Here is an 18315-nt window from a genome sequence, read left to right on the forward strand (position 1 = left end):
TTTTTTTTCAAAAATTATGCGCTTGAACTCTATTTAATGATGCATTCATACCATAATTGTTCACTGATTGATGAACATCATGGAGTATAAATAGCGATAGACATTGGGTATGAAAAACCGTATCCAGTCAAATCGCAATTATCTAATGATCCATCGCTTAGAATGTTACATTTACTAACTGAGTTATCGCTACTGTTTACAATATAAGCAAAATTATTAAATATTGCTATGTCGCTAGCACTATTAAATCCATACGCAGTTATAGCGCAGTTTGCAAGGCTTCCATCTGAAGCTACGCTACAATTACTCACAGAATTATTACCCATATTTACTATGTAAGCATTGTTTTTATTAAATGCAATTCTTCGTGGATTATTAAATCCAGCACCGGTATAAGCACAATTGCTCAATACGCCATTATTAATTGAGCAAACTGTGACATTATTATTTCCAAGATTTGTTATATATGCTAACTTATTGCGGATAGTAATACGCCAAGGATTAGAAAGAAATAAATTTAAAACAGAACGACATCCTCTTAATGTTCCATCCATATTTTGTGCACACGATGATACTGAATTGTTTGCATAGTTTGTAAAAAATGCATATCCTTTAGTAAAAGCAATCCCCATAGGATTTGGGCTTATGCCAAATTGATTACAGAGTGGCAGCATGCCATTATACGTTACTGGACAAATGCTAATTGTACTTGAATTATAATTCGATAAATATGCGTTATTATTATTGTCAAAATCTATGGTATATGGGTTATTTGCACTATTTGCTGTTTGGATACAGCTGCCAAACGTACCATCGCTATTTACAACACACGATGTAACCCCGCTACCTGAATTATAGTTTGATATAAACGCATACGTTATATTTTGACTTACAGTAAACGTCTGTGTTTCTCTCAATGTATTTACATCAACACTGTATGCGCTCATACTAAATATTGATAATAATGTAGAATAAGCCAAGATTTTTTTAGACAATGAAAAAATCATAGTACCTCCATAATAAAAATTTTTCTAAAGAACAATAAATGGTATTAAATGAATATTTAAATTTCAATTTGACAAAATATTGACTTCGATTAAGAAAATTTGGAAAAATATTTCTGAATGTTTTTAATGACTCTTTTTTAAAATTGTAAAATATTTATTTTTTCAAGAACAGCGCATCTAAATAAAGTTCGTATTTTCATGGTCTATAAAAAAATATTTATTTAATAAACTGAGATTATCATTACTTAACTACACTTAAAAGTATATTGAGCTTTTTTTATCGGTTTTGTTTGCGCATTTGTCAAACCATATTTTGAATTATCAACTTTAGTTTCAGACCCTTCAACAACTTCATTCATTTTAACTAAATTTGCCTTCTTTCCACAATATTTATCTGCCTCTTCTTGAAATTTATCTTTCGATACCCACGTTTCACCTTGCAGAGTCACTGTATTTGCTTCTTTATCAAATCCCACTGTTTGTACAAAAACGCAACCAGTAAGCATAATAGCAGCCATTGAACATACTAAAATTTTCATAAAAAAATTCTCCTTTCAGAATATTTTAAAATAATTACTTTATATTTTAACTACTAAATACTAAATATTAATACTTGATTTATCTAAAACAAATCCTTTCATTTTTTTAATAACCGATTATTAACATAAAAGAACAATTTAATAGAAACCATCTTTTACGACATTGCTTTTTGCTATTTTACTTACAAAAAAATATTATTCAATTCCTTAGATAAATTTTTTTAAAATTCAATATGATTCGCTGATTGAAATCTTTGCTAAAAAAAGTATTTACTTAAAATTAGGGGGTTTTTATTAAATAGAAACTCCCTCTACAACATCAATCTTTTTTAAAAAATTTTCCTCAACAAGCCAAAGCGTTCTCTATAACAATATTTGATAACCTTTAAAAGGAATCAAACTTGATTCAATATTTTTTCATTTCATAACTAAGTATTGCTTTACTTTTTTCTTATACACATATTAAATGCGAATATTAATATTTTATTCATTTTTTAAGAAAGTGTCCCATGAACACAAGATCTCCTTCGGTACTAGCCTTACAATACTGGCATCAAGCGTTGATTTTTTCAAATATGACTAAACTAGCAAATGAAAACGAAGCAATTCCATTCAAAAATACTATTCACTTGAATTCTGGAAAATTTGAAAAAAAGATAATCGAGAGTGATAAATTCATGAATTTTTTCAAAGATAAATCCAAAGGAATTGTAAAATTTATTCATCAAGATGGAAAAAGCAGCTCCTATGCTGAAACCTGGATATGCGCAGGATATAAAACTCAGAAAAAAAAGATGAATGTCATCCTTTCTGTACCCATCTTTGTAGATATCCAAGGAAATATTATTTCAAACACAAACTACCGACCTTTTCTAAACTCAAACTATTTAGAACCAGTTGACGAGATCTACGCTACAAGTATTAAAATTGGCACACTAGCTCGATATGAGAAATTTTTAAGCAAGTATCCCTTATCTGATAATGAAAATGAATTGCAAAGCAATGAAAAATTATCCAATGATTCTGAGACGCATGGCAAAAAACTACCAAATATCAATTGGTCGCAATGGTGGGAATATGCATATACTATGTTTTTGGAAACTTATAATTCACCCGAAATTGAAAATTATAAAAGAATTCCATTATCAGATTTTTTAAGATCTAAAAGTTCAGATAAAGAGTGCTGGTATACACTCGTTTCTGTTCAATTAGGTGAGAAAATGAATAAGTTACTTAGAGAGTCGTATTCCATAATTGAAAGAAAAATTCAAAACAAAAATGAAAATTTTAAGAATCAATATCCACTTTTACATCATATATCTCAAGATCAATTTACACAAAATATTTTAGTTAGTGATGCAATAGAAGCAAACACTCTACACCACACGGGCCACATAGATTCTTTTGACGAACAAGAGAGAATAAGAAAAAATTTCCCATTGGATCCTTCGCAGCGTGAAGCTCTTTTAACATTTTTAAGCACTCCAGATGGTTTTCCTTTAGCAATCAGTGGACCTCCGGGTACTGGAAAGACAAGTATGTTAAAAGCAGCAATTGCAACATTATGGGTAAATAAAACAATTGCAAATAATAATCCAGAGTGCCCCATTGTGATTGCATCTTCATTTACAAATAATGCAACAAAAAATATAATTGGCAACTTTTCTGAAATTCCTGGCCGCATAGAAGAGCATTTACTTCTCCAAAGATGGGTGTCAGGAATTTTAAGTTATGGTTGGTATTTCCCTTCTGAAGCCAAAAAAGAGGAATCACAACATTTAAATCTTTTGCATCAAAACTATTATAACTACAATTCCATATATCTTTACCAAGCAGGAGGAGCCGCTGAGGAATTAAATCTATCAAAAAGAGAGCAGGCCAACCGGGAAAAGCGAAAATTCTTGACAAATATAAATAATATATTTAATAAAGATTTTATATATATGGATCAATGCGTAAGATTTTTACATGACTCTTTAAAAAATCAATGTCAGAATATTCTTCCAAAATTATATCACAGCTATAAAAACACTGTCAAAATTCTTATCAATAATGACATGAATCAACTCGAAGCCAGTTTACATAATATTGAGTTGCTGAAAAACGAGATAGAACTTGAAGCTAAAAATAAAAATTTTTTAGAAAACTCATATATTTCTGAAATAACTGATTTAAAATACAAAAAAAATTATCTCCTCGGATTTTTTGAAAAATATATAAATAAAATTAATTACACAATAAATAGTAAATATTACAAATTTGTATTAACAAAACAATTTGTACAGTTTTATTTAAAAATAATTAAAACTGTGTTTTTTATTCTACTAATGAATAATAAAAAATTCAAGAAACTCTTATCAAATGAAAAAATCCCTTATAAATCAAGCTTTAAATTACAAGAAATCTTTACTCAATTTGAGAATATTTTATTATTAGTGAATCTAAAAAGACTAGAATATGAAAGAGAAATTGTGAGTTTCAATTCCGAAATTACAAATATTAACAATAATTACATACAATTTTTGGAAGAAAGACAAGATAAAATAAATGATGAAATTAGAAATTTCAAAATTCTTGAAGAATTTAACAATTCAATATTGTATATATTAGCTCAGTCTAAATTCTTTCTTCTCATTAATAAATTACCAGACCAATTTCGACTGTTTGATAACAAAATACAATCAATATATAAAATGAAAGATTCATTAGAAAAAGAAACAGCAGTGAAAAGAATCCAATTGTTTGAATCTTTTCAAGCATTACTTGATTGCACAATTAGAACCTATAATTTTCACATGACTGCACGATACTGGGAAGGCCGTTGGCTCTGTACTAAATTTCCTGAGCAAAAAAATAGTTATAAGAAATCAAAAGACACACAGATAGACCAATTAAGATCATTTTGTATGTTAGCACCTTGTATTGTCTCTACATTTCACATCATGCCAAAACTTTTTCATGATAAAAACAACAATGTCAATTTTGGCAATGAAGCCGACCTTTTAATTATTGATGAAGCTGGACAATGCTGTTTAGAAAATTCAATGGTGGCATTTTCATTTGCAAAAAGAGCTTTAATAGTTGGAGATGTCAAACAATTAGAACCCGTATTCAATCTAGACAATGAAGCAGAACATTGCATAGCTAAAACTCTAAAGTTAACTGATAAAGAAAAAGAGGATATTTCTGATAGAGAAATTATGGCATCAAAAAATAATCTTATGTCGGTTCTACAAGAAAAATCATATTTTACAAAACCGTATTCAAACGGTCTGATGTTGACTAGACACTATCGCTGTGTACAAAACATCATAGAATTCTGTAATGAATTAGTTTATGATGGTGATTTAATCCCTGTTATTAAGAATAAAAATTCCCTTTTTCCTTCTATGGGCTATGTATGCCATTCTTTCAAAGCAAGTCAAAAAAACGGAAGTTGGTACAATGAAGATGAATGTCTTGAAATTTTGGAATGGCTAAAAGAAAATGAAGATAAAATAACAAACGCATATAATCCAGATGGCGTTATAAAAATTCCATTTTATAAATTAGTTGCTGTGATTACACCTTTTAAATACCAAGAAAAAATTTTAAAAGATAAAATTCATGCAGAGTGGTCTTTGCGAATAAAAAATCCTGATCAATTAGAATTATTTAAAAGACAATTTGTCATTGGAACCGTCCATTCCTTACAAGGAGCTGAATGTCCAATTGTAATATTTTCCTTAGTGAGCGATCGAGAAGATGGAAAAACAGTTTTTTGGGACAATAAAACTAATTTATTAAATGTAGCCGTTTCGCGTGCAAAGGATAGTTTTCTCGTCTTTTGCCACAGAGAATTTTTATTTCCAGAAAAAGTTTTATCAGAAAAAAGCAATATTCCAAGTGTAAAACTTGCAAAATATTTACTTAATAATGGAAAACCTGTTTACCCCACTATTGCATTCGTTGTCGAGTCACCAAATAAAATCGAAACTATACAAAAATTGCTACCTAAAGATTATAAAGTATTTGCCACAGGTGGCTTTTTTAGAGAATTAGATCTTGATGCACATGATACGATGGAAAAATCAATTTCATACCCTGTTTGGAAAATAAGAGAAGAAAGACGGTTTCTCATAAATGAAATTAAAATTTTTTCCAGAGATTTTGACGAGATCATTTTAGCAACCGACAATGATAGAGAGGGAGAACTTATTGCATGGCACTTGAAAGAATATATAAGAAGTGAGTTTCCACAAAAAAGATTTATCTTTAAAAGGGTTCGATTCAATTCAATAGATAAAGTAAGTATTTTAACTGCAATTAAAAATTTTGAAGTAAAATTAAATAAAAACTTAATACAATCTGCTTTAATAAGGAATATCTATGACATTATTTATTCACAATTTATAAAATATAAGGCACTTAAATTAAAAAATTATAGCCATGAACTTCCATTTTTATCAAGAAATCATTTGTCTGTATTCAAAATCTTACAAGTGCAAAAGGAAAAAAGCAAACTCAGTGGCTACACTCTGCGAGTTAAATTCTCAATAAAATCGAGAAATAAATTTTTATTTGGAAAATCTGTAAGCTCAAATAGTCTTTTAAGTCAACAGAAGATTTTTCAAACTTTAGAAGCAGCAGAAGAATATGCTCATGCTTTAACTCAGCAAGAGTGGACACCATCACCGCTTTATTCATTAACAAAAACATTGCGCCCAAAATCAGGAATGACAACAGCAGAAACACTAAAACGTGTTGCCCGCATGCATAAATTATCACCAGAAAAAACAATGGAAATTCTTCAAGCACTGTATGATGGCTCCGCAATGATCCAATCTTCTACCCATAATCCCAACAGTCATCGCTTTAATTTTGGAGGGGAATTTTAATGCAAAATATTGAAAATGAAGTGCCACCGAATTCAGTAATTAAATACCCAAGAACCGATGGACATCACACACCAAGTGACATTCAAGAAAGTGCAAATCCTTTTTTAAAAAGAGATCCTTTTGAAAGCATTGATGACAATGATGTTCCAAGTTTTTTAAAATTTGCTGCACCAGAAGCTAATCCCAATTGTTTGGGTGCTGAGATTGAAACTGATGAATTTGATGAAATAAAATCAAGAATAATAAAAGAAGCTCCATATCAAAAAGGTTGGCCCAAATTTGGCAATGATCCGAAGCATACTATGTATTTATTGAGTTACTTTTTAGGTATTCCTAAACCTGTCACCTTATCTCATGGCACAAAATTATATCGCCTCGTTGGAGCATTAGCAAATAAATTCAAAACCAATGATTACTGTGGTGAGTGGTGGGCATTGGAACCGCCACCTGCCACTGAAGAAGAATGGCGTTCTGGTTATGCAGTTTGGAATCATTGGAATGGGGATGGAGGTTATATAGAATACACAGTCGGGAAAGAAGGTTTAAATGTTTGGTTGGGCATTACTGGACCACAATCTCTAGAAAATTATGAAGTATTTTTGCGAGGTGGAAAAACTCAAATATGGGTTCCACAAAATACCATCAACCCATTAAAAAATGGTCTGTCGAAAAAAATTATTACGAAACGCTCCCCTTGGAATTTAGAAGAGGATAATTAAAAAATGAATGCAATTGAATGGGTGAAGGAGTGCTTTGTTATTGCTTCAGAATTAGAAAAATTGGTGAATTTATTAACTCAAATGGAAAAAGAAGGAGAGAAAAGAGAAGAAGAAGGGTTTCAAGATATTTGTACAGGTTTTCTCCAAGTTGCAAAAAGAAATATGCATTCAGAGAAAGATGCTCTTTTAGAAGCAATAAATTTAAAAAATCCTCGAAAAGTATTTTGCTCTCTTTGCTCTATCCAAGGGACTTATAAATATTTTAGTGATGAAAATCTCTCTTGGTCACAACTGTGGAATGGAGCGACTTTATATCACAGCATTTTAGATAAAATTATATTACTTATTCAATATGAAAAAGTAGGACTACATAAAAAAGAATTCGCAGAAGCCCTGTTAACTTATGATCCACTCGAAAAATAGGAGTTCGTATGAAGCAAACTCAATCGGCCCATCCACAAATAACACCGGTGAATTTTAAATACACCCCAGAATTAATGGATCAATTTCTGATCTCCCCAAGTAAAGAAGTCTATAAAATAATCTATCAAGGTTCTTTTGCAACGTTAAAAGAGCCAGCAGTACTGAATATAAATGGTTTCATTCTAAGCGCACAAAATAAAGATGAAATTAAGTTATTATTTACGTCTGCAGATCTCGTTTCAGAAGGTTGGCTAGAAGTCGATGAATACAAGCGGCAAGAAAATATGAGAGAATTTCCAAACCCAGATAAAATTTTGAAAGAAATATATTCAGAGGCAGTTTCTCTTGAGTTTGATGGTTGCCGCATCTATTCTGTCGAAGAACCATATATAAAACTCGATGATTTTATCACTCAACTTGAAAAATATCATATTGGAAAACCATCAACTTATGCTTCTCTATTTGCAAAGATAGAAAAAAATGTGCTTGATGGATTTATTGAAAAGAAAATGATCAAAGAAGGATCTGAACAAAAGGAATGTATAACATATGAAATCACTTCAAAAGGTGAAGATTTTTTACAATACTTTAGCCAATTAGATGATCCCTTTTTAAATCTAGATAATGCTCAGCTGTTTGAAACTTATCTGCAGAAAATTGCAAATGACGAAATATCTAGACAGGATTTTGAGCGTAAATTTTTTTCAATTTTTCGACAAAACTTTTTAAGTAAGATAAACATAGAATGGATTGATTCTTGTGAATAGAGCAATATTTTGTTAATAAAAGAAATTAACAAGTTAGCATAGGTTAAGAAAGTTTAAATGAGATAATACTATGGTACAAATTAGACTGTCAAGAAAATAAACTCGACATTGACAAAACCAATTTCAATTCTCTTTTCCAAGATATTTATTATTGTAAAAACACTGAAAGTAAATCTGTTCTTGCAAATATGAACGATTTAAAAAAATGTTTTTTGCTTATGCATATTATTATCAATTTGATAAAATTCCTTGGTATGAACTTAACAAAAAAGTCAATGACACTCTCATAAGTTTTTAATCTGCAAAGGAAAAATATTTGTCACCAAGAAAAAGGATGATTAAATTATTTGAAGCTAGGAATTAAATACTTTCTCTATAATTTAATCCCAAGGCATAGATTCCCAACGAATAAATTCCTCTAAACTGTTTTCGATAATACAGAATTTTTCCCCTTTATAGTTTTTCCGAGTGTATTCTACTTTTGCTTTCTTAAAAAGCAATTTAATGGCACTAAATAATTCCTCATGGGGTTCATCATTTTCATAACTTTTTTGTAAGATTTTGCCAAAAGGATTGCTTTCCTGTTTCTTTAAGTACGTTTGATCCAAAGCATAATGTAGCATTCCAGCTACAACCACTGAAATTCGATGCGTTCGCCCATAAGGCACCAACGTTTTAATCATGTTAATCCAAACGGTGTAGACTTCATAACCAATAAGTCTATCTAAATCGTTTACTTTTTTTTTATGAATTCCTAGTTATTAATTATTTAATCAATTCTGCATTTAATATGCATTCCATTAAAAGTGATTCACACAATACTATCTTGACTATAAAGATTTATTGGATTTGATATTTTTATCAGTCAAAAAGTAAATCGTCATTTTGCCCTAAACGTAACCATTTGTAATAATGAAATTAAAATATTTTATCCTAAAATAGGCTTGAAAATTGTGATTATTTGGGTTACATTGGGTTAGGAGGTATATTTTATGACTACTCCCAGAAAACGTCTTCCATCGCAATCTAGTGTTCGTTGGGATGAGGATTTGCAGCCATTAGTGGCAGAGTGGTTTGAGAAAAATCCAGGTTGGACTGTTTCTCAACTTGCAAATCAAGCAATACGCAAATTTGTTTTATCCCCTTATTCCACAACTCCTGTTGAACTGGTTCCTCTTGATAAGGGAGAAGCTATTAAATTAGCTGATAAAATTATGCTTGATCATTCAGATGCTTTAGAGCGTCTGAAATGAAAATTAAAATGATTGATACTGAGATTGTTCTTAAAGTAAACAAAAAAATAACTTTTTCTTTTGGACAAAAGCACGTTTGCGCTCATCCTGAAAAGATAGAAAGTGCTTTGTATGCAGCAATTTATCCAGGTCAGTTTCCTTTTGTTCATGGTGGAACAGTCGATATTGCAGCAGCAATGTTTTATTATGTTATAAAAACACATGCTTTTTTTGATGGCAATAAAAGAACAGCTCTTATATGTTCTCTTATTTTTTTAGAAAGTAACGGTTGGACTTTAAAATATCCCGTCTCTGAAAAAAGTAATAAGTTTGCAGAATTAGCTGAAGACTGCGCCTCAAATGCTAAAAATTTAGACGAAATAAAAAAATGGTTTAATAATCATAAAATGAAAATTACTTTCTAATTCCAAAATTTATTTGAACAACTTTAAAATTATGAAATTATAATTTTTTTAAACCTCCCATTCCTTACAAAGATGTTCTGCTTGTTCTAGGATAAGATGAGTGGCTTGCTCGGAAAGATCAGGTGGGTATCCATGGAGTTTTAAAAGTCTTTTAATTGCCATTCTTACTTTTGCACGAGACGTTTCTTTCACAGCCCAATCGGTGTCTAAATTTTCTTTGATAATTTTCACAAGTTCTGTCGCAATATGTTTTAAAATATTATCTCCTAAAACTTTAACTGCGGAATCATTGATCTCAAGCGCATCATAAAAAGCCATTTCATCTTCATTCAGCCCCAGATTTTCACCACGTTGATGTGCTTTGCGAATATCTTTGGCCATATCAATTAAATCTTCAATCACTTTTGCAGTTTCAATCGCTCTATTTCTATATTTTTGTAAAGAATTGTCGAGCATTTCTGAAAACTGACGCTCTTGCACTTTATTGCGTCTCAGCTTTGTTTTTACCTGATCACGGATGAGACGTTCTAATAATTCAATTGCCAAGTTTCTTTGTGGGAGGCCACGAACTTCAGCTAAAAAATCGTCCGATAAAATTGAAATATTCGGTTTTTTAAGTCCTGCTGCGCTAAAGATATCAATCACACCATCAGAAAAAACGGATTTTGATAAGAGTTGTCTAATAGCAAGTTCTTTTTCTTCAATTTTTAAAACACTACCAGGTTCTGTTTTATTTAAGGCTGCATTTAAATTTTGAAAAAAGACAAGTTCATCTCTTATTTCTTCTGTTACTTTATCTGGCACTGCTAAGGCAAATGCTTTTGACAATTGGTAAACAGCATTGGTAAAGCGCTTCTTTCCATCATCTTGAACTAAAATATGCTCAAGAGCTGAGGGAATTATTTTCAAAGCTTCAGATGGGTTTTTTAAAGATTTTTGATAAGAGAAACCATGCATAATTCCAAGACAGATTTCATATTTTTCTATCATTATAGCAACGGCATCTTCTTTGTTTAATGTTGGCCGACCGGAACCACCACTTTCTGTATATGTGTGCATGGTTTTCTTTAAGGCGTCAGCGATACCAATATAGTCAACGACAACTCCACCGGGTTTGTCTTTAAAGACTCGATTTACCCGTGCAATAGCTTGCATTAAACCATGCCCATGCATGGGTTTATCGATATACATAGTGTGCATGGAAGGAGCATCAAAACCAGTCAGCCACATATCACGCACAATAACAATTTTAACTGAAGAAGAATTGTCTTTAACGATATTTGCCATTTCTTCGCGACGTGCTTTACTGCGGACATGTTTTTGCCACTCTTCAAGATCGGAGGCCGAGCCCGTCATAATAACTTTTATTGTTCCTTTATCGTCTTCATCAGAATGCCAATCTGGTCTTAATTTTATAATTTCATTATATAGACTCACACAAATTCTTCTCGACATACAGACGATCATGGCCTTGCCATTGATTGAGACTTGCCGTGTTTCAAAATGATCGACAAAATCCTTAGCAACTTCTGCAAGACGTGATTGAACACCAACTAAAGTTTCTAGGGAAGCCCATTTTGATCGTCTTTTTTGTGCTTCAGTGGTGTCTTCTGCTTCTGTCAATTCTTCCATTTCTTCATCGAGATTCACTTGCGTATCCCTAGAAAGTCGAATCAAGCGACTTTCATAATACAAAGGAACAGTTGCACCATCTGCAATCGAGCGTTCAATATCGTAAATGGAAATATAATCACCAAATACTGCTCGTGTGTCCGCATCCGTTTTTGCTATGGGTGTTCCTGTGAATCCAACAAAACTCGCATTGGGTAACGCTGCGCGCATATTGCGAGCAAAACCATCAAGGAAGTCGTATTGACTGCGGTGTGCTTCGTCGGCAATCACAATAATATTTTTTCTCTCTGAGAGAAGTGGAAAATCATCTCCCTTACTTTCAGGCATAAATTTTTGTATTGTCGTAAAAAAAATACCGCCAGAAGCCACAATTAATTTTTCCTGCAATTCCTTGCGGCTCTCAATTTGCACAGGTGTTTGCCTTAATATTTGTATACAACGGCTAAATTGGCCAAAGAGCTGATCATCGAGATCATTTCTATCTGTAAGTACAATGATGGTTGGGTTTTCCAATTCTTTTTTTTGCGCTGCATATCCAGCATAGAAAACCATACTAAATGATTTTCCAGAACCAGTCGAATGCCAAACAGTCCCTATGCGCTTGTCATTTTTAATTGCAGTGATTGTTTTTTGAATGGTATTTCTCACTGCATTAAATTGATGATAGCCTGCTATAATTTTAATTGTTTTATCATCTTTTGCTTCAAACGCTACAAAGTGTTTGATAAAATCGATAAATCTTTCTTTGGCAAAGAGTCCTTTGATTAAAACTTCTAAAGAAAGCATCGAATTTGGCGCAAGCTCTTCGGAATCTATGGTCCGCCACACTTGATAGCGTTCTCGATCGGCTGTGAACGAGCCGACTTTTGTATATAAGCCATCGGAAATAACATTCAAAGCTGTGTAGTTAAATATACTTGGAATTTCTTTTTTATAAGTTTGAATTTGATTATATGCTTCCCAAATATCTGTTTTTGTATCCGCAATCGTTTTTAATTCTATTAAGGCAAGTGGTAAGCCGTTAACATAAACAAGAATATCGGGACGCCGATTGTTTTTATTCTCGATAATTGTCATTTGGTTGATGACAAGAAATTCATTATTTTCTAAATTGTCAAAATCAATTAATTTGATATTGTCGGACTTTGTTCCATTGTTACTTTGATACTGGATATCCACACCATCCGTTAAAAATTTATGACAGTGTTTATTTTGTAAAATAGGGTTTGTTATATCAAATAGACAAACTTGTCTCAGTGTTTCTTCAAGAGCATCTGAGGAAAGACCTGGATTTATTCTTTCAATTGCAGAACGGATTCGATTGACTAAAATCACATCTGAATACGTACTACGCTCTTCATACTGTGCTTCAGGGGCAATATCAGGGCCAAAAACTGTTTCATAACCAATTTCTTCAAACCATACTTTTGCTTCTTTCTCTAGGGTATCTTCCGTGATTAATGTCATTTTGAGTCCCTTTTCTGCAATCATCCTTGATTGGTGGTAGAGTTAACTTTTGTTCTTTTTGACTATCTCTTTTCCTTCTATACAATAAGAATGCTTTGTGTGCTTAGTTAATATATCATTTTCAAGAAATTCTCTATAGTAAGAATAGTTTTTCAATTTAGGGTGATCTTTATGCTCTGGCTTTATGGGTGCTGAAATAATAATACTTAATTGGTTCAAATATTTTGCTTCTGCAGAAAATGCAAAAACAACTTGCTCGATTTCTTCATCATTTAAATTAATATCGATAAGTTCATAAAACATATTTTTAGCATTTTCAAAAGAACCATTGATAGCTTTTACAAAATTATCAATAAAATAATTCTTAAACTTGTTATTTTTTTCAAAATCTTTTTTTATACAATTTATAAGATCTGGAAATCCAGCTTTAATTGCTTGAGTATCAATTTTAAATCCTTTTGGATCAGTTTTATCTACACTGAAAAGGTAAATAGGAATTCCACGCGCTAATGCAAAACCAACTTCTTGGTTTGTCCATTCACTTTTATAAAAATCATCTTTAATGTAACAAATACAGGCATCCATTGTTAGCAATGCCTTCATAATTTCATGCTTCCAAGTACTCATAGGTTGGATAGAATCATGCGCTACAAAGCAAGAAATTCCAAAATTTTTTAATTTTTCTCCTAGTCCCTTAGCTTCACCCTTATGAATATCTCTATGAGAAATAAAAAACTTTAAGCTGTTCGGAAACCAAATATTTGCAACTTCCTCGTCTTTAGGTACTTGAACTCTATTTGTTTCTTTAAAGGAAAATATAAAACCGCTAGCGACTTCCTTTTCAGGATATAATTCCCATCCTTCAGCTTTGAGCCAATCATTTGCAATAGAAATTATTTTACTTGCTTTCTCTTGATCAGGTCTAACAAGTGGATGCGTCATTTCGCAAATAAATCGTAAAAATGTTTCATCATCCCCTTCTAAGAGATTAAAGCGCGAATCTGTAAAAACCCAATTGAATTCGTAATCACAATTATTCTCTGTATGATTGTATATATCTCCATAAGCATCTTCAAATCTATGATCAAGGGATGGTAATTTTTTAAGATCGTATATACGTGTTAGGAAATTGAGGTCACTCATTCGTCCCGAAAATTGAATTTCCGCCATCTCAAAGTGGTCAATGATATTTCTTCTTGTTCCTTTATCAATCAACAGTCACCTCATTCAATTCAATTTCTCCTGATATAAGTTTAGGTAGGAGAAGATCGCGTGTATTTTTAAGCGAAAGTATTTCTTTATAGTTTGATAAATATAGTTGATCTAGAGGTAGAGTTAAGTTTAAAAATTTGTATATTATTTCGTCAGGCGGAAAAACAGATTTAATTTCAGACAAAGTATCTTTGTTTATAGATCCAAAGACGGTCCCTTCACCGTTGTACATATCAAATTTTTCTTTAAGACACTGTAGTAAGTAGTATGTATAAGTTGTACTTCCTGTTTTGTGAAGTATTCCTGCTAATCCTCGCCCGATACAGGTTTGATTTTCTGTCGAGATATTGAGGTCACCAACTGGTGCACGAACAGAAAGAAGAACGGTTCCCTGCTTTACTATCCTAGAGGGTTCCGAACAAAATAGTCTAGGTGAGGGAAAACGACTTCCAAATTCAGCTCGTCCTTGAAAAAAGACCATTCCGATACCATTTTCATTGTAAGTGCTTCCAGGGGGTGACTGCCCCATAAGTATTTCACATGAACCCTTGAGTGTCTTTATAGTCCACCCCTTAGGAATCAAGCCAAGCTCAGACTCTTCAAAACTATCAGGAAAAAGCGCAGCCGTTTCGTCATCCATACCGAACGGTTTTTTGCCTTCAGATTTCGCTTTAACAGGGCCAAAATCAATAAACCATTCTTTGAAAATGGCTTTTGCCATGGATTCGAGGGTTTCATTCATTTTTTGGTTTAATTCGATTTTTGAATCCAGTGTATCGAGAATATTGATAATTTTTGACTGAACATAAATATCTGGTAATTTAATTTCTAAATTTTCTAATGCAACTTGCTGTATTCTCTGTCGTCCAGAACTTCCAGTCATGCTACGGATTGCCTCGTTTCTAAAATTCTCAGAAATTGCTAAGTAATAAATATATTTTGCAAGTGTCATATTTTCTTTGGCAGAAAGCACAATATATTCAGTTGAACCAAATCCAACTTCATTATTCGATAAATCACTTATAAAAGCAGTTTTACCATTCTCCAAACATGGAGTAATTCTGGCTACTAATGTATCTCCATTAGCAAATTTAGCTCCACCGTTATATTCTTTTTTATAAATTGAATTTGGTCTTCGTGTAAAAGGAGTTATCGCTTCCATAGGTATAAAGGGAGCTATTTTCCCTTTTTGTAAAGCTCTATTTGGATTAAATACAATTGCTTCAGAAAGCTTTATTTTTTTAAAAGCCATTTAAAACCTCTGTGATTTTATTCTGTAAAATAATGCTTTCTTTAAACTGAATAAATAATTTTGATTTTAGTGCAGAAATCTTCTCCTCAAAACTCTCCCCATCATCTTCAACTTCTTCTGCTCCAACGTAACGACCTGGTGTTAAAACCCAACCATTTTTCTCAATTTCATCAATATGAACTGCTTTACAAAAGCCTGCTTTATCTTCGTATTTACCGGCATTTTTTTCACCACGCCATGCATGATATGTTTTGGCAATGACATTTTTAATTTCATCATCAGTCAGTTCTCGTTGCACACGGGAGAGCATGACACCCATTTTTCGACAATCGATAAACAAAAATTCTTTTTGCCGATCGCGAAAACCATTTTTCTTTTTATAGCGTGCTAAAAACCAAAGGGACGCAGGAATTTGTGTGGTATAAAATAATTGCCCTGGTAAGGAAACAATACAATCGACGATATCGCCTTCAATTAACTTTCTTCTAATCTCTCCTTCACTGGATTGATTGGAACTTAAACTCCCATTAGCGAGAACAATACCTGCATAGCCATGCGGTGAAAGGTGATGAACCATATGCTGTAACCAAGCATAGTTTGCGTTTCCTTCTGAGGGAACACCAAATTTCCAACGGATATCGTCTTTTAAGCGTTCTCCGCCCCAATCGCTTATATTAAAAGGCGGATTGGCTAAAATATAATCAGCTTTTAAATCTTTATGTTGATCATTGTGAAAAGAATCCGCGTTCATTTCACCTAAGTTTCCTTCCAGCCCGCGGATTGCTAAGTTCATTTTTGCCAATTTCCATGTGGTTGGATTTGATTCCTGCCCAAAAATAGAAAGCTGACCCCGCTTGCCGCCGTGTGCTTCTAAGAATTTTTCCGATTGAACAAACATACCGCCAGAACCGCAGCATGGGTCATATATTCGACCTTTAGTGGGTTCAATCATTTCGACTAAAAGTTTTACAATACAGCCTGGAGTATAAAATTGCCCCCCAAGTTTTCCTTCTGCAGATGCAAACTTACCCAGAAAGTATTCGTAAACTCGACCTAAAATATCTTTCTGTTTACTTGCTTTATCGCCAAGACCAATTTTAGAGATCAAGTCGACAAGTTCACCAAGCATTTTTTTATCGAGATCTGGGCGTGCATAGTCCTTTTGCAGAACTCCTTTTAAAGATTTATTTTCTTTTTCTATGCTTTCCATCGCTGTATCAATAATTTTTCCTATTTCTGGTTTTCGTGCATTATTTCTAATTTGTTCCCAGCGCGCGATTTTAGGTACCCAGAAAACATTTTTTTCTGCATATGCATCTCTTTCTTCTTCAAAACCTTCGTCTTCTGCTACAAGATCATTGAAACGATCCATAAAGGAATCAGAAACGTATTTTAAAAAGACCAAACCAAGCACAACATGTTTGTAAACTGCGGCATCCATATGCGTGCGTAGTTTGTCTGCGGCTAGCCAAAGTTGTTCTTCAAAACCTAGGGCCGTTGTATGCTCGTTTATTTTTTTGGTTTTAGTAGCTTTTTCAGTAGATGTTTTCTTAATTTTTACAGCTTTTTCTTTAGGTACTTTTTTAGGTATTTTTGGCATAATCATTTCCTTATGAGCAATTGAATTGTTTTTTACTCAAAAACTTCATTTGCACCTCAATTTTTCACTAAAACATTTACTTTGCTTAAATAAAATTTTCAATCTTTTATTATTTTATGAGTATAGATTTTAGCTTTATGGAGTTTTCGATAATTAATTTTTTTTAGAATTGCCTAAATGTTTTGCTAATCCGAATATGGATTGCTATATTACTGTTAAAATCATTCACACTTTTAAAAATATTATTAAGTTTTAGATGTAAAATAAAAGAGTAGATTATGGCAATCTATGATTTTTTCGTTAAATTCAAAATCAATAGCTTTTCAAAATAAATAAAGTACCATTATGAAAAGTGAATTGTAGACAAGAGAGATTTGAGTTCTTAAAAAAACAGGAGAGTCATTATGAATCGATTTTTAAAAACTTTTATAACAATATTTTTCGGATTCTTAATTGTAAATACCCTCTATGCTTTAGAAGTAGGCAAGCCTGCTCCTTTATTTTCTTTAAAGAATCAAGAAGGAAAAATGATTTCATTACAAGATAACAAAGATAAACTTTGGACGGTTGTGTATTTTTATCCAAAAGCAGGAACTCCTGGATGCACGACACAGGCTTGCGCTTTTCGCGACTCAATTAAGGTTATAAAAAACAAAGGAGCTGTCGTATATGGAGTGAGCACAGACAGCGTTGCATCTTTGAAAGAGTTTCACGAAAAACATAAACTCACCTTCGATTTATTAAGTGATGAAGATGCACAAATTGCTAAAGCCTATGGAACAAAGATGGCCGTTTTAACTATGTCTAAAAGAATAACTTTTATTATTGATGATAAATTGGTCGTGCGAAGCATAGATGAAAATGTTGACCCTGCCCTAGATGCAAAAAAAGTGGCAGAGAAAATTTCAGAAATGCGTTCTAAAAAATAATGCTTAGATATTACATACATTTGAAATATTATAAATTGATAGCAACCCCTATTTTATTAAGAATGACTCTAAATAAGTCTCAAAGCAAAAGACTCCGATATCTAGTCTTTTAGTTAAATATATATTATTTATTTCGCGAAATATTTTAGTATTCAAGCTTCTTTTATGAGCCGAAATTTAAAATATTTTTGCCAATTTAAATTATTTGAAGTTTTGAATTTGATCGTAACCCCC

At 32.2% G+C, this 18315-nt stretch carries 14 protein-coding genes; 7 read left to right on the forward strand and 7 right to left on the reverse strand.

The genetic code is table 11. From position 1 onward, the window contains the following. Window positions 1-77: 77 nt before the first annotated feature. Window positions 78-1007 (reverse strand): beta-propeller fold lactonase family protein, encoded by a 930-nt coding sequence (locus H7355_RS10055; RefSeq protein ID WP_186647091.1) that lies wholly within the window; start codon window positions 1005-1007, stop codon window positions 78-80. Window positions 1008-1252: 245 nt separating this feature from the next. After that, a complete protein-coding gene (locus tag H7355_RS10060) occupies window positions 1253-1546 on the reverse strand; it encodes a hypothetical protein (RefSeq protein ID WP_186647092.1) in 294 nt (97 codons plus the stop codon). Window positions 1547-2055: 509 nt separating this feature from the next. On the opposite strand from H7355_RS10060, the gene H7355_RS10065 reads away from it, so the two are divergent. From H7355_RS10065 to H7355_RS10080, 4 genes are read left to right on the forward strand one after another with little or no spacing between them, the layout of a single operon-like run. After that, the gene (locus H7355_RS10065; RefSeq protein ID WP_186647094.1) at window positions 2056-6423 is read left to right on the forward strand and encodes an AAA domain-containing protein; all 4368 of its coding nucleotides are present in this window, start codon (window positions 2056-2058) and stop codon (window positions 6421-6423) included. Beyond that, window positions 6423-7142, forward strand: coding sequence for a hypothetical protein (locus H7355_RS10070; protein ID WP_186647096.1), 720 nt, complete (start codon window positions 6423-6425; stop codon window positions 7140-7142). Before H7355_RS10065 ends, H7355_RS10070 begins: the two co-directional genes overlap by 1 nt. 3 nt (window positions 7143-7145) lie before the next feature. Further along, entirely contained in the window at window positions 7146-7565 is a 420-nt protein-coding gene (locus H7355_RS10075) for a hypothetical protein (RefSeq protein ID WP_186647098.1), read from the forward strand. An 8-nt stretch (window positions 7566-7573) separates the two neighbouring features. Continuing rightward, the gene (locus H7355_RS10080; RefSeq protein ID WP_186647100.1) at window positions 7574-8332 is read left to right on the forward strand and encodes a DNA topoisomerase; all 759 of its coding nucleotides are present in this window, start codon (window positions 7574-7576) and stop codon (window positions 8330-8332) included. A gap of 380 nt (window positions 8333-8712) precedes the next feature. Here the strand turns inward: H7355_RS10080 and H7355_RS10085 are convergent, their stop codons facing one another. Next, window positions 8713-9015, reverse strand: a complete 303-nt coding sequence (locus tag H7355_RS10085) for a hypothetical protein (protein ID WP_186647102.1) — start codon at window positions 9013-9015, stop codon at window positions 8713-8715. Between the two features lie 309 nt (window positions 9016-9324). Between H7355_RS10085 and H7355_RS10090 the strand changes: the two genes are divergently transcribed. Then, the gene (locus H7355_RS10090; RefSeq protein WP_186647104.1) at window positions 9325-9585 is read left to right on the forward strand and encodes a hypothetical protein; all 261 of its coding nucleotides are present in this window, start codon (window positions 9325-9327) and stop codon (window positions 9583-9585) included. Next, window positions 9582-9989 (forward strand): type II toxin-antitoxin system death-on-curing family toxin, encoded by a 408-nt coding sequence (locus tag H7355_RS10095; RefSeq protein WP_186647106.1) that lies wholly within the window; start codon window positions 9582-9584, stop codon window positions 9987-9989. The genes H7355_RS10090 and H7355_RS10095 overlap by 4 nt, the downstream gene beginning before the upstream one ends. A 48-nt stretch (window positions 9990-10037) precedes the next feature. Here the strand turns inward: H7355_RS10095 and H7355_RS10100 are convergent, their stop codons facing one another. The 4 genes from H7355_RS10100 to H7355_RS10115 are packed head-to-tail and all read right to left on the reverse strand — an operon-like array spanning window position 10038 to window position 17152. After that, entirely contained in the window at window positions 10038-13088 is a 3051-nt protein-coding gene (locus tag H7355_RS10100; RefSeq protein ID WP_186647107.1) for a type I restriction endonuclease subunit R, read from the reverse strand. Between the two features lie 42 nt (window positions 13089-13130). Next, window positions 13131-14303 carry an AbiJ-related protein gene (locus H7355_RS10105; protein WP_186647109.1) on the reverse strand — a complete coding sequence of 391 codons (1173 nt, stop codon included), beginning with the start codon at window positions 14301-14303 and terminating at the stop codon, window positions 13131-13133. Continuing rightward, complete coding sequence (locus H7355_RS10110; protein WP_186647111.1) at window positions 14296-15552, reverse strand: restriction endonuclease subunit S; 1257 nt, start codon at window positions 15550-15552, stop codon at window positions 14296-14298. The genes H7355_RS10105 and H7355_RS10110 overlap by 8 nt, the downstream gene beginning before the upstream one ends. Next, window positions 15542-17152: a type I restriction-modification system subunit M gene (locus H7355_RS10115; protein ID WP_186647113.1), complete on the reverse strand. Its 1611-nt coding sequence runs from the start codon at window positions 17150-17152 to the stop codon at window positions 15542-15544. The genes H7355_RS10110 and H7355_RS10115 overlap by 11 nt, the downstream gene beginning before the upstream one ends. 404 nt (window positions 17153-17556) lie before the next feature. Here H7355_RS10115 and H7355_RS10120 point away from each other — a divergent pair, with 404 nt between their 5' ends. Next, complete coding sequence (locus tag H7355_RS10120; RefSeq protein WP_186647115.1) at window positions 17557-18081, forward strand: peroxiredoxin; 525 nt, start codon at window positions 17557-17559, stop codon at window positions 18079-18081. Window positions 18082-18315 lie beyond the last annotated feature (234 nt).

This window comes from Fluviispira vulneris, assembly GCF_014281055.1.
In the GTDB taxonomy this organism is placed as follows: domain Bacteria; phylum Bdellovibrionota_B; class Oligoflexia; order Silvanigrellales; family Silvanigrellaceae; genus Silvanigrella; species Silvanigrella vulneris.